Origin of the sequence: Chryseobacterium sp. T20 (assembly GCF_047345655.1) — a bacterium.
Lineage (GTDB): Bacteria > Bacteroidota > Bacteroidia > Flavobacteriales > Weeksellaceae > Chryseobacterium.
On the sequence record NZ_JBLFDU010000009.1, the window covers coordinates 1 to 13,232 of the forward strand.

Annotated in this window: 18 protein-coding genes; 15 read left to right on the forward strand and 3 right to left on the reverse strand. The window is 36.9% G+C overall.

What is annotated here, in order from left to right:
• The 15 genes from ACMA47_RS18145 to ACMA47_RS18215 all read left to right on the forward strand — a co-directional run.
• Positions 1–1,123: adenylosuccinate synthetase (locus ACMA47_RS18145; protein ID WP_413930928.1), on the forward strand; the 1,123-nt coding region annotated here is incomplete at its 5' end.
• Between the two features lie 63 nt (positions 1,124–1,186).
• Positions 1,187–1,663 (forward strand): macro domain-containing protein, encoded by a 477-nt coding sequence (locus ACMA47_RS18150; RefSeq protein ID WP_413930929.1) that lies wholly within the window; start codon positions 1,187–1,189, stop codon positions 1,661–1,663.
• 259 nt (positions 1,664–1,922) lie between these two features.
• Positions 1,923–3,173, forward strand: coding sequence for a site-specific integrase (locus ACMA47_RS18155; protein WP_413930930.1), 1,251 nt, complete (start codon positions 1,923–1,925; stop codon positions 3,171–3,173).
• A 650-nt stretch (positions 3,174–3,823) separates the two neighbouring features.
• Entirely contained in the window at positions 3,824–4,216 is a 393-nt protein-coding gene (locus tag ACMA47_RS18160) for a single-stranded DNA-binding protein (RefSeq protein WP_003002511.1), read from the forward strand.
• A gap of 45 nt (positions 4,217–4,261) precedes the next feature.
• Positions 4,262–5,335, forward strand: coding sequence for a DUF932 domain-containing protein (locus ACMA47_RS18165; RefSeq protein ID WP_413930931.1), 1,074 nt, complete (start codon positions 4,262–4,264; stop codon positions 5,333–5,335).
• A 52-nt stretch (positions 5,336–5,387) separates the two neighbouring features.
• Positions 5,388–5,870 (forward strand): hypothetical protein, encoded by a 483-nt coding sequence (locus ACMA47_RS18170; protein WP_413930932.1) that lies wholly within the window; start codon positions 5,388–5,390, stop codon positions 5,868–5,870.
• Positions 5,871–5,881: 11 nt separating this feature from the next.
• The gene (locus ACMA47_RS18175; protein ID WP_413930933.1) at positions 5,882–6,223 is read left to right on the forward strand and encodes a molybdenum ABC transporter ATP-binding protein; all 342 of its coding nucleotides are present in this window, start codon (positions 5,882–5,884) and stop codon (positions 6,221–6,223) included.
• An 18-nt stretch (positions 6,224–6,241) separates the two neighbouring features.
• On the forward strand, positions 6,242–6,424 hold the full coding sequence (locus tag ACMA47_RS18180; RefSeq protein WP_413930934.1) for a 3-isopropylmalate dehydratase: 183 nt from the start codon (positions 6,242–6,244) through the stop codon (positions 6,422–6,424).
• A gap of 12 nt (positions 6,425–6,436) precedes the next feature.
• Positions 6,437–7,054, forward strand: coding sequence for a PRTRC system protein E (locus ACMA47_RS18185; RefSeq protein WP_115050559.1), 618 nt, complete (start codon positions 6,437–6,439; stop codon positions 7,052–7,054).
• Positions 7,055–7,065: 11 nt separating this feature from the next.
• A complete protein-coding gene (locus tag ACMA47_RS18190; RefSeq protein ID WP_002978317.1) occupies positions 7,066–7,284 on the forward strand; it encodes a PRTRC system protein C in 219 nt (72 codons plus the stop codon).
• 17 nt (positions 7,285–7,301) lie between these two features.
• Positions 7,302–8,477, forward strand: coding sequence for a hypothetical protein (locus ACMA47_RS18195; RefSeq protein ID WP_413930935.1), 1,176 nt, complete (start codon positions 7,302–7,304; stop codon positions 8,475–8,477).
• Positions 8,474–9,196 carry a PRTRC system protein B gene (locus ACMA47_RS18200; protein WP_413930936.1) on the forward strand — a complete coding sequence of 241 codons (723 nt, stop codon included), beginning with the start codon at positions 8,474–8,476 and terminating at the stop codon, positions 9,194–9,196. Before ACMA47_RS18195 ends, ACMA47_RS18200 begins: the two co-directional genes overlap by 4 nt.
• Positions 9,196–10,002, forward strand: coding sequence for a PRTRC system ThiF family protein (locus ACMA47_RS18205; protein ID WP_413930937.1), 807 nt, complete (start codon positions 9,196–9,198; stop codon positions 10,000–10,002). Before ACMA47_RS18200 ends, ACMA47_RS18205 begins: the two co-directional genes overlap by 1 nt.
• 397 nt (positions 10,003–10,399) lie before the next feature.
• Positions 10,400–10,867: a DUF1905 domain-containing protein gene (locus tag ACMA47_RS18210; RefSeq protein ID WP_065719241.1), complete on the forward strand. Its 468-nt coding sequence runs from the start codon at positions 10,400–10,402 to the stop codon at positions 10,865–10,867.
• A 96-nt stretch (positions 10,868–10,963) separates the two neighbouring features.
• Entirely contained in the window at positions 10,964–11,953 is a 990-nt protein-coding gene (locus tag ACMA47_RS18215) for a hypothetical protein (RefSeq protein WP_413930938.1), read from the forward strand.
• 11 nt (positions 11,954–11,964) lie between these two features.
• On the opposite strand, the gene ACMA47_RS18220 is transcribed toward ACMA47_RS18215, so the two are convergent.
• The 3 genes from ACMA47_RS18220 to ACMA47_RS18230 form a co-directional block, all read right to left on the reverse strand.
• On the reverse strand, positions 11,965–12,354 hold the full coding sequence (locus tag ACMA47_RS18220) for a response regulator transcription factor (RefSeq protein WP_002978285.1): 390 nt from the start codon (positions 12,352–12,354) through the stop codon (positions 11,965–11,967).
• Positions 12,355–12,626: 272 nt separating this feature from the next.
• A complete protein-coding gene (locus ACMA47_RS18225) occupies positions 12,627–12,926 on the reverse strand; it encodes a helix-turn-helix domain-containing protein (RefSeq protein WP_041461439.1) in 300 nt (99 codons plus the stop codon).
• Entirely contained in the window at positions 12,907–13,218 is a 312-nt protein-coding gene (locus ACMA47_RS18230; protein WP_002978282.1) for a helix-turn-helix domain-containing protein, read from the reverse strand. Before ACMA47_RS18230 ends, ACMA47_RS18225 begins: the two co-directional genes overlap by 20 nt.
• Between the last annotated feature and the right edge of the window lie 14 nt (positions 13,219–13,232).

Consider the following 13,232-nt stretch of genomic DNA (forward strand, 5'->3'; position numbering starts at 1 on the left):
GAAACCTCAAAAATTAAAAGACATGAAAAAGGCGCAAATAGTAATAGGACTTGGTTTTGGTGATGAAGGAAAAGGGATTACCACAGATTTTCTGGCTTCTCAGAATCCGGAGGCTGTTGTGATTAGATTTTCAGGAGGACAGCAGGCGGCCCATACCGTAATGATGGATGAAAGAAAGCATGTGCATTCCAGTTTTGCAAGTGGTGCACTTCGTGGTCTGCCTTCTTACTTTACCGAGCATTGTACCATTCATCCGGTTTTTTTACTCAATGAGAGAGAAGAATTAAAAGCAAAGAACGGAAACATTGAGCTTCATATTCATCCATTGGCAAAAGTTACCACTCCTTTTGATGTATGGCAGAACAGAACAAATGCCCGTAATCTGGAACACGGAACCTGCGGAAAAGGAGTAGGAGCTACGATGAAAAGAAACGAAAGTCCTTATAAGCTATTTGCCATAGACCTCATAGCACCTAAAGAAATGTTGATGGAAAAACTGAAAGGAATTGCCTATTACTATGGTTTTATAGATGAAAATGAGATCACAGAACTTTTGCAGCCTTTCTTAGATGCTATTGAAATGATTAATTGGAAAATAAATGATTATAACTACCTGGCTTCGTTTGATCACCTTATTTTCGAAGGAAGTCAGGGTATTTTACTCGATATGGATCATGGCATTTTTCCTAATGTGACCTATGCACATACGACTTCAAAAAATGCCTACGAAATCTGTAAGCTTTTAAAAATTGAAGATATTGAAATGTATTATGTAACCAGAAGTTACGCAACTCGCCACGGAAATGGGTGGATGAGCAATGAAAAGGAAATGAATCTGAAAAATAATGAAGAAGAAACCTGTACATTTAATGAATATCAGCAAGAATTAAGGGTTGGAGAAATAAATTATAAACTACTGAATTATGCTTTAAAGCTGGATGGAGCCTATGTATTCCCAACTAAAAAGAACCTTGTCATTACCTGTTTAGATCAGATTGATGAGCAATTTAAATTAGAAAATCTGGACGTTGAATTGAATACCGTTTATGGATCCTATTCTCCTTATTCAAAAGATTTTAAGCCAATTTTTAAATTTCAAAAAGAAGAAGAAAGGATAAGATAAAAGCATTAATTTTATATTTAATGATAGAATAGAAGAATGATAAATGATTGAAAATTAAGAACCATGAAAACGATACAATATTTGAAAGGAGATGCAACAGCGCCACAAGCCAAAGGAACAAAAATCATCGCCCATATCTGTAATGATATCGGAGGCTGGGGAAAAGGATTTGTACTGGCTGTTTCCAAAAGATGGGAAGAACCTGAAAAGAAATACAGAGACTGGCATCGCTTCAGAAGTAAAAATGATTTTGCATTAGGAAAAATTCAGTTGGTCCAGGTTGAAAAATACATATATGTAGCTAATATAATCGGACAAAAAGGAATAAAAACAGGAAGTCATGGAGTTCCTGTTCGATATGATGCTATTGAAAAAGCTCTCGAAAAACTTTCCAATGAAGCGTTGCTGCTGAATGCAAGCGTTCACATGCCGAGAATTGGATGTGGGCTGGCAGGAGGAAAATGGAAAGAAATAGAACCTATTATTGAAAGAACATTGCTTGCAAAAGAGGTGCAAGTATATGTATATGATTTTGAATAAAAAAGATTAGTAAAAAGCAAAGTTAAGCAAAACGATTAAATCCGTTGCTATACAATGTTTTATAAAGAAGTAGTCTTTATTTGGAACTCGGTGTCTGATAGGTTTTGGGCTTGAAATGACAAAGTTAAGTTACTAATTCGTTACCGATTAATAGAGGTTCCTTATTAGTTTAAACGGTTATATTTCAGTGTTTTGCACTTATTTTTATATTTCCTTGTAACTCAATGTAAATTAATTTTAAACATTAAACATTTGAGTTATGACGCAGACAAAAAAATCAACGTTCAAACTGCTTTTCTACTTGAAAAAGAACGAACTGAAAAAAAATGGTAATGCTCCGATTATGGCACGTATTACCATTGACGGAACACCTAAAACTTTCGGGACAAAGTTAGAAATTGACCCAAGCAATTGGGATCTAAAATATGGAAGAGTTGAGGGCAAAAGCGCAACAGCTTTAAATATTAATAAAAAGTTGGATAACATACGTGGGCGTATTGACAAAATTTATGAAGATATGCTGAAACACGAGGGCTTTGCTACTTCCCAAAAAGTAAAGCTCTCATTCTTGGGTGTTGGTGTAATGGATGATGCAATTCTAAAAGTCTTTAACGATAAAAATGAGGATTTTAAAAAATTAGTTGACAAGGAAGAACGTTCACAAAGCACCTACAACAAGTACATCACGGTTTATAATCATCTTACCGCTTTTATCAAAGAACGCTATCATCGTGATGATATGGCCTTTCGGGAATTGACTGGAGATTTTATTAGGGAATTTGATTTTTATCTTCGGTACGATTTACAGTCTACACATAATACGGTTTGGGTTTACACGATGCCTGTGCTAAGTCTGGTGGAATTGGCTATTAAAAAAAGTTTGATACGTGATAATCCGTTTCAATATTATGAAATTAATATGGAAGAAACCGACAGGGGTTATATTCTTAAAGAAGATGTAGAAAAACTGATGATGTGTGTACCGCCCCACCCACGGTATGAGCTTGTGAAAGATCTTTTTATTTTCAGTTGTTTTACCGGACTTGCTTATGCGGATATTAAAAAACTAACAAGGAACAATATTCAGTCTTTCTTCGATGGCCATCAATGGATCATCAGCAGAAGAAAAAAATCAGACATTGCTTCTAATGTTCGGTTAATGGAAATCCCAAAACGTATCATAGAAAAATACCTCGGTAGCACTCGTAACGAGTTTATCTTTCCAGTTCCAACTAATGTAACCTGCAATACTCACATTGGCAAATTAATTGAAAAAGCTGAAATTATTACAGAACAAAAAGTAACTTTTCACACCGCAAGACACACATTTGGAACGATGTTTTTGACCGAAGGCGTACCTCTTGAAAGCCTTAGCAAAATGATGGGACATAAAAACATTTCAACTACACAGATTTATGCTAAAATTACCAGCCAAAAGATTAGTAAGGATATGGATTTGGTAGCTCCTAAATTTAAGGAGATTGAAGAAGCGTTTTTACAGGTTATATAGTTAATCACAATTTGATAATTACTAGCAGAACTTAACGGTTCTGCTTTTTTTATGCCCATATTTTATAGCCAAAGCACATTTACTTCGCTCTGCTATTCCCTTTCTGTAAAAGAGCTTTTCGGCTACTTCTGGAACAGAAGATTAAAAAATGTTGCCATCTATGCCTCCCACACAAATACATTTTTCTAATCCTCTGTTAGTGTGGCTTTGATAGCCCCACCGCTTTAAAAAAGTGTTTTAAAAATTCAGCGAATTGGAAGTGTTATTTCAATTCACTTTAAACCATTTCTCAATGCCATCTTCTTGGCTTCCACATTCATTTTTATCCAAAGACCCGTATGCTTTTTTGTCCCATTTCAAGAGCAAAGGTATTTCCGTGTTCTTCACGCATCACAAAGGTCAAGCAAGTTTGGAAAATAATCTCCACCCGTTGGGTAGTATTTTTTTCCAAAACCTTGGTGATGCTAAACACGAACCTTTTATGCTCGTGAAACGAAACATAGCATACTCCGGCTCTTTAAACGAATAAAAAAAAATGTCAGATACGAAAATTAAAAACATTGGAAATGGTAATGAAACGAAACAGCACCTCCTCTCATTGCCGAATAAATCTAAAAAAAATCAAAATCAATAACTAAAAATTAAAGAATATGAACATCACAGGAAGACTGACAAGGGATGCGGAAGTACGCACAACGTCACAGGACAAACAAGTAGTAAATTTTTCAGTAGCGACCAACGACAGCTACCGTAACAAGCAAGGCGAACGCATAGAGCAAACAACCTATTTCGACTGCTCCTATTGGATAACCCCGAATGTAGCCAAGCTACTCACAAAAGGCACTTTGGTAGAACTATCGGGACGAGTAAGTACAAGAGCGTGGACAGGTAATGATGGAGAGCCAAGAGCAGGTCTGAATTTCCATACCTCACAAATCAAATTGCACGGAGGTAGTAAGAGAACCGAAAGCGTACAAGCTACTGCACAAACAGGAAACAACAGTACAGCAGGAAAAGGTACAGAAGACGACCTTCCATTTTAATCAAGAACATTCAATCCATTTTTTAATATCAAAATTTTAAGCATTATGGCACATAATATCAATTTCAACGAGAGAACAGGACGATATTCATTTTTCAGCGTTCAGCAAAAAGCGTGGCACGGTTTAGGGCAAATCGTGGAGCAATATCCAACAAGTGAGGAAGCTATCAAACACGCAGGATTAGATTACGAAGTCGTAAAATCCCCACTATTTACCAAAGGTTCGGGCATTATCGAAACCACCAACGGTATAGAGATAGGCAGTAGCGAATTGGAAGTACCTAACTATTTCGCCAACATTCGCACCGATAACAATAAAGTATTGGGAGTAGTCGGCAAGGATTACCACATCGTACAAAATCGAGAAGCCTTTAATTTCTTTGATGCCATTGTAGGCGGTGGCGAAGGCATTCTTTACGAAACCGCAGGAGCATTAGGCAACGGAGAACGCATTTTCATCACAGCCAAACTGCCTGACTATATTCGTGTGGGTAATGGCGATGATGTTACGGAAAAATACATTTTCTTAACCACATCGCACGATGGTAGCGGAAGTATCACAGCCGCATTTACACCAATCCGTATTGTTTGCCAAAATACCTTAAACGCTTCATTACGCAATATGACCAATGTTGTCCGTATCAAACACACTTCGGGAGCAAAAGGACGTATCGAGAATGCTCACAAGATTATGGGACTTGCCAACACATTGAGCAACCAATTAGAGGGAATTTTCAATGAATGGGCAAAAGTAAAGGTAACAGACCGAGAGGTTAAAAAGCTAATTCAATTGGCACTTTGCCCGAATAAGGAAACCTTTGATTTAATCAAAAAAGGTGCGGAAGATGAAATTTCAACCGTGTTCAAAAACACCGTTGAAGATGCTTTTGCATACGCAATGATAAGCGACACCCAACAAATGGATACGACAAAAGGAACATTGTTCGGAGCTTATAATGCGGTTACAGGTTACTATCAGAACGTAAGAAATTACAAGAATGATGAAGCCAAGTTGCAGAGCATTGTATTGGGTGGCACTGCTCAACTCAAATCACAGAAAGCATTTGAATTGTGTAATGGTTTTGCTTTAGATGGTGCAGAAACCCTAAACCTTAATTAAATAACAACAGGCTACCGCTTTAATCGGTGGTAGCCTACTAAAAACAAAAGTTATGGCAAATTGGTGCAGTAATACAGTTGTATTCGAGGGGAAACCCGAAACAATCACAGCAATACAGGAACTTTTTCAATCAATGAAGGAAAAGGAAGAAAAAACCGAAGAAGGGCAACTACCCGAATTTATTTCTAAAGATAATGGCGGTTATTTCTTCAATATCTATTGGAATGAAGGCGATGAAGGACAATTTCAGTATGAAACAAAGTGGTCGCCCAATATAGAAATCATTCAAAAGATAGCGGAACATTACGAAGTGAACTTTACACACGATTATGAAGAAATGGGCAATCTTGTATATGGCAGGGCAACATTTTATGATAAGCTACTCACAGATATTTATTTGGAAGACGTGGATTTTGAGCAATGCGAGTTTGATGAAGAAACCGATACCTACCATTTTGAGGGTAATGCTTACGAAAGCGATTACGAGATATTAGAAAACTTGTTGGAGCGAAAAATCAAAAATCAGCAACCTTAAAATCTACCGCAATGGAAATAGTAACAATAATAGCCACAAAGTTTGTACGCCACGATGTACCCGAATTGGCAACCCTGCAAAATGCAAAGGTTTACTTATTAAGGGAAAAACTGAACAAAGGCGAAAAATTGAACCGAGCCGAAAAAAAATGGCTTGCAGAAGCAGTAAACCGAAACGCCTATTTCAAAAGAGCTGTACCGCTTATGGGTTATCGCTTTGGATTTGAGGATGTTTTAAAATCCTATATCGTAAAGCAGTACGGTAGTTGGGCAGAATACAACGCTCCCGACAAAACAAGTCTTCGAAGTATCATCTATGGTAGGATTGACCAAATAGCAGAAATCAGTAAATAACACTTAAAGCCAAGTACGATGAAAATCATAGATAAAAAAGGGAATTGGGTTGAAATTACCGACCTCATAAAAGCTATCCAGCAAACTGGTTGGTATAAAGAATATCTGCACGCCCCACCAACAGAAACAGACAAGGAAAGACAGGAGTATTGGGCAGATATGCACGAGAAACTTAAAAAAGAAAAAAGTATTAACAATTAAAATTTTAGAACGATGAACACCAATTTTTTCAATCAGATACAGCAGTTAGACTTTACAGGAGTATTACAACTGAACATTTCAAAAGGAATAGAAAGCAACCTAATTGTAACAGTATTGCTCAATAACGAACAATGCGGAGATAGTGCAAAAAATCTAATTCCACCATTGACCTTTAACGCCACACCCCAGGAGTTTGACGAGGGATTTTTTGAGCAGATAACCACACCTATACAAAAGGTATCGGGCTTAATGGTGGATATGGAGAAATTTCAAAAGCAACTTGATGAAGCCAAAGCACAATCGGCAATCGAGAAAGCAAAAACCGAAAAAGAGAAAAAAGAAAAAGAAGTCAAAGACAAGAAGTTTAAAGATGCAATGGCAAAGGCGGACGAGTTGGAGAAAGAGGGCAAATTCCGTGAAGCGTGGATAAAAGTTCCCGATATAACGGAGTTTCCCGAAAAAGCAGACGAGATACGCAAACGCAAAACAGCATTATCCGACAAATTCGCAACACCGAGCCTTTTCGGAGCAATGGACGAAGCAAAACCCGAACCACCAATAGAGCAAGAAATTACTGCCGATTATCCTATTGATGAAACAGACGAAGATGAAAAGAATAGTAATCATTAAAACAGAACATTATGTTATTAGCAACGCAATTAGAAAGAGTTTTTATACTCAAAGATAAAGGACAGGACATAAGACTGACCGACCCCGAACCACGTTGGAGCGTGGAAGCCGTAATGAATTTTTACGCCAATATGTACCCGATTTTGACTACGGCAAAAGCATCTGCACCGCAGATAAAAGACGATGCAGTCGAGTACAAATTTGAGAGCGTAATGGGAACGAAAGGTTAAACCAAAATTTTAAAACAATGAATTATGCAACGCAACATCATATCGGGAACTATCAGCATACCCGAACAGAAACGACAAAGGCAATTGCACCGACAGTTGGGCGAGTTCGCCAATTGGCTACAAAGACCAAAGGACGCAAACCAAGTGCAGAAAGACAAGCAGAAATCCGTACCGATAGCAATGCTACCAATGGTATTCTAAAGTGTACGTTTCTGCCTAAACTGAAAGCGGAACAATCCGTACAGGCTTGTAAGAAAACAGCAAAAATGGAGAGGGATTTTTATAAGTCCCTTTCCACACTTGCCGAGCATTACAACATTGAGCCGATGCAAACCACAGAATTTGGTTTCCCTTACAATATCGTATTGGGTATGTGGGATATGGAAACCAAACTAAAACGCAACCATATCAATTGGGATGGTTTCAAATTGATACAGGATAGCGGTAAAACCTATTTTTTGAGCGAGGAACGATACCGCACAGGAACAACTTTGTATTATATTCCTATTGCTCCACTCTTTAAAATGCTCAAAGACCCGAAGCATAAAATGACTGCACAGCTTCTACTATCGGTGTATAGTTATCTGTACCACATTGCCCAAATTCCATATTACAGACAGGAAGAAAGCTATTTGTATTGGCTCTACGAAATGATGAACGATTGGGTGGAACAGGACGAGGAAACGGAAGAAACTGAAAGCTATAAAAGTGAATTGAAAAATGCCGAATACATTGGCGATAGAATAGAACAAAAGCTATTTAATCGAACTAATCTAAAGGTATTTGAACAGCGTTTGAACCGATTTAAAAGTGTTGATATGTTCGACAAGGAATGTTGGCAAGTGGCTCACAATGCGTTTGCTCTTTTTACGGAATATCCAAACGTAACCATTTTCAGAAACGCCACATTGCCCGAAAAAGACCCTTACAATGATGATTACGAGAATGAAATAATCGGAATGGAAAAATACATTTCATTTATCGCAGATACTAAAGGCTGGTTGTACGAAAGTCTTTCAGATACCATCAACAATGAATTTAACGAGTACGGAGCAATGGAAGAACCTACTATTTCCAAGCGATTTAACGGAAGTGAAATATCAACAGTCAATCTTGATTTTGAGAAGCGTTTGTTTGGTTTATTGAATGATTTGAGTGGAATATTATACGAATACAAAACGATAGAAAAATGAATACAACAAAAGATATAACAGACCATTTTGGAACCTTGTACTATGCAAAATCCGCTTTGGTTTTCTATGAAACCAAAGGAACAGAAAACGATATGTACGTGGAGCATTTTGATATGGACAGCAACGGAATGCCTATCAATGCCCATCCATTAACCGTAAAGGAAGCCAATATTTTAGCAAAGTCCTTACAGACCGATGAAGAAAAGAACCAAGCCTTTTTAAAACCAAAGGGAATTTTGCCTACCAATATTCTGCATATCAATCCAAATGCGGAAAAAGGTACGGTACTTTGGTACACCAAAACACAGCAACGGAAACTGTATTTTGTGGATAGTTTGGGCATATCCAATGGAAAAGCACAAGTACCACCAATGCTTTGGTTAGCGAGCAAAAGCAATCTTACGGTATTTGTTTTGGCAAGCGACAGAAGACCAACCGAGAAAGCACCTTTGCACTATGCACCTTTTTTCAATATTTATGAAAACGGCAATGTATGTATGGGTACGGTAAGCATAGACATTAAAAATTCGGCTTCGGTTGAGGAATTTATTCGCGCGTGGGAGCATTATTTTTTCAATTCCTATTTCAGCCATTCATTATGCGAAAACTTAACCAAAACAAACATTGTAAACCTTTGGAAAGACCTTGTTGGTACTAATAAACCCTTTCCTAAAGAGGTATTGAAAAAGAATAATAAAACCCTTAAAAATCTATTGTGATGAATACACAAAAAAAAGTAGTTCATTTTACGGATAATTACCTGCTCAGTCCGACAAACCCTATTTCGGTAAACCTTATCGGAGCAGGTGGCACAGGCTCAAAAGTATTGACCGCCTTAATGGAAATAAACGAAAGTTTGATAGCATTAGGACACGCAGGGTTCCAAGTCCACCTTTGGGATGATGATGTTATCACGAGTGCTAATTTAGGCAGACAGCGATTTGCAGAAAGTGAAACAGGATTGTACAAATCCGTTGCTTTAATCAACCGTTGCAACCGTTGGGCAGGAACAAATTGGAAAGCCGAAACGGTAAAGTTTGAAAAGGACAATTTTGGCAGATTGCCCGAAAAAGCAAGGGCAACAATTACCATTACATGTGTGGACAATGTACAGGCGAGATTTGGTGTTGCTGAAATTCTAAAAGAAATAAGCTACCGCAGACACTACCAAGATGAGCCAAAATATTGGCTGGATTTTGGCAACAGCCAAGATACAGGACAAGTGTTACTATCTACCATCGGAGAGATAAAGCAACCCAATTCAGAGAAATACCAAACGGAGGCAAGCCTGCCATTTGTTACCGATGAATTTGGCGAACTATTGAAGCAATCCGAACAAGAGGACAGCACGCCAAGTTGCTCACTTGCCGAAGCGTTGGAACACCAAGATTTGTTTATCAATTCATCGCTTACACAAATGGGTTGTTCTTTGTTATGGAACTTGTTTCGCAGGGGAATGACTGAATACAAAGGATTTTTTCACAATCTGAAAGATTTCCGCACCCACCCGATAAAAGTTGCCTAAAAGCCGAAATCGGCGGGCAAAAATGCAATTCCTTCCTACGGTCGGAAACGCATTTTTGCGGTTTAAAGCGGATGCAATCACTTTGCAAAAATGCACCGGCCCACAATTCCCTTTCCTTACATTTTACCAAACAGGTTGCGAGTTTTTTGCGTGGGATATTCAGTATCCCATTTTTTGTATTTGGTAATGACTTCTTTTCTTTTCACACAGCGACCAAAGAAAAGAAGCAAAAGAACGTCGCCTGATTAATGATGGTTTATAATAGAATATTTGCCATAACCCTAGCATCTAATTCATTAAATTTGTCCTTAAAACAAATAGACTAATTCCTATACAAAATACCCAAATTTTCTAAATTATGGGGTTAGCGGTAAAGCTATAATACAGGTCATAAAAGATGAAATACTTAGTAAAGGACGAGGAACTCGAATTGAAATATGAAGCAGGTAAAGGTGCTTGGACATATCACATCCAAGTACCTAACACTAAACATATCGTAGGAAAATGGGGTTCATTGAAAGTATCTGGTACAATTGACAACTACACAATTGACAGTATTAATTTGTTTACGATTGGAGGACAAGACAAGCTAATTTCAATTAATGACAAAATCAGGAAAGCAATCAGCAAAAGTGGTGGCGACACTGTAACTGTGACACTTTACTTATTGACTTCAAAGGAGCCGATTACAGAAAAAGAAATATTAGATACTTTTAGAAATTCGGGTGTTTTAAAATCGTTCAATAAATTACCAAAAGAAGATAGGATCAAAATTATTGAAAAAATATCCTCTACAAAATCCGAGGACAAACAAGTAAATCTAATTTTGAAATACATTGACCAATTGGGTGACGACAATGATTAAGCAGTCTTCACTTGATTTCCTTTCTACTCTCAAGCACAATGGTTTGAACAAAAAAATGGCATTACTTTAAAACTGTCAGTAAAAATAAATTTCAAAATGATTGAAACTGAAATCTCAATAACCGTAAACAGGAAATCCGATATTACCTTATTAGAGCAAACAATCGTCGGGAACAAGTTCCAATTTCCGGTTTACATTCGGGAATATGAATTTAGCTATCAAATAAATTTTACAAGTGATTATGAGGAATGGGAATTAGACACGGCTATTCTCAATTCTTTTCCTGGATATGAATTTACCACCGACCTCGAAAAAGGACGGAAGGAAATACGGATACAAATATCCCGATACCAATCTGAATTATCGACTGATGGCTGGGGAAGACGGATTGAAAATCCTTTGGATGAAACGAAATATCTTGTGAAAGCATCGGCAAATAAGTCTGAAAAATTCAACTCTAAAATCAAAGTTTTGTTCGAAGATAAAGAGCAGTTCTACTTTGTAAACATTGTGGATGGTGTTAACAGTACAACCGAAGAAAAAGGTTTTTTGCTTCTGGATCATTTTAAAGCCAATGAAACGGATGAAGCAACTTTTTTTAAAGATAGATTATACAAATCTCCATTAGAAGCTTTTCATTCAGGATACTATAAGTTATCTGAATTGGTTGACAAGGATTTTAGCACTTATCTTGAAAACAAAAAGAAAGAAATCAGAGAAATTCAAAAACAACCACGAAAAATCATCAGAGATTTTATAAACGCCTGTAACAGTTCCGATGAAAGTAGTATCCTGAAAAATCTTGACGAAAATATCATTTTTGAAGTTCGTAAAAACTGGAAAACATTATTTGAAATCGAAGGGCTTTCAAAATTCAAAGAGTATCTGAACTCATCCGATCAACAATTGTGTGGTAAGAATTTTAAAATCAGGTCATCTTGGAGTTTTAGTTTACCCAACGTGACTATTGGAATAAAATATTTTCCGCCAGCTACAGAACAGGATATGCACCCTATTCAAAAATATGAGCAGATAAGGTTTGTACTAAATGATAAAAAAATCGCTAGTATTTTGTATGAGAATTAGTGAATTTTATCCTAATTGATAACGGCTTCTATTACTTTTCTAAAATATTCCGCATCATTACCAATCAGCAAGTAACTTGAAAAACCAATATCTAAAAGATATTTACCCACTTTCGCATCATCAATATCACTATGTGCAATAAGTTTTATTGTTGGATATTTTGTTCTTAATTCTTGAAGTTCAACCAAAACATTCTTGTTGTAAAAATCAAGGTCGATAATACAAATTTTAGGGAGTTCATTTAATGAAGATAATTTTGATAGTCCATCTTCAATGCTTTCTGAACGAAATAAGACTTCAGTTCCTGAAGCAATGAGGTCTTTGCAAATTAAATCTAAAATTGGGCTTTTATCATTGATAAAGGCGAGTGTAATTTTTTGTTGGGATGTACCAGTTTTCATATCATCATACTTTTTTAAAGTTGATGTAGCCCTGCACAAAAAGAAAGCGCAGGCCACTACACTTACCGCACATTGAGGCACTGGTATACCCGACAACGAATAAGCGAGCGCCCACGCCTATGGCATGAGCGTTCTTCCTTATCGTCCCGTTGTCTAAAAATTACCAGTTTTCAATGTGGGACTTAAAGCAAAAACACTTTAAGTATTTCTATATTTTACATAGCAAAGATACTAAACTCTTGCTATTAGATGTATTAATGCAATAAAAAAGCTTAGTCTGAATTAGTTTTGTGATTGATATAATTCTGCTCCAATATTGTCATCAAATCTGTTTCCTTATAAATAATTTTGCCACCAATCTGAATATACGGCAGGATATTATCATCACGATATTGCTGTAAAGTGCGTTTGCTAATGTGTAACAGTTTGCATACATCTTCGCCCGACAAATAAATTTCTCCATTCATTACGGGACGATAGTTTTTTAATATGCTTTCAATACGGTCTCTCAATATCAAAATCATTTCTTGATGGGAAATGATTTCTTCATTATCATTCGTCAGTAAATCCATTATCATTGGTATTGTACGGCTGTCCAGCTTCGAGCAAAGCCCGTACGTCCGAGAGTTTATAATAATTCTTGCGGTTCAGTTTGGAATAAGGTAACAGCCCTTTATCCTTGTAGGTCTGCAAAGTCCGTTTGGTAATGTTCATCATCAAACACACTTCCTGGTTATCGAGCCATTTTTCTTCTTTGAAAATTGAAGTGTATTTCATTGTGGCATTTTCGGTCAATTCCAAAAGTGCTTTCAGTTCATTTGTCATTCCATCCAATGCGGATTTTTGTATTGCGATAACTTCCATTATTTGCTCAATTT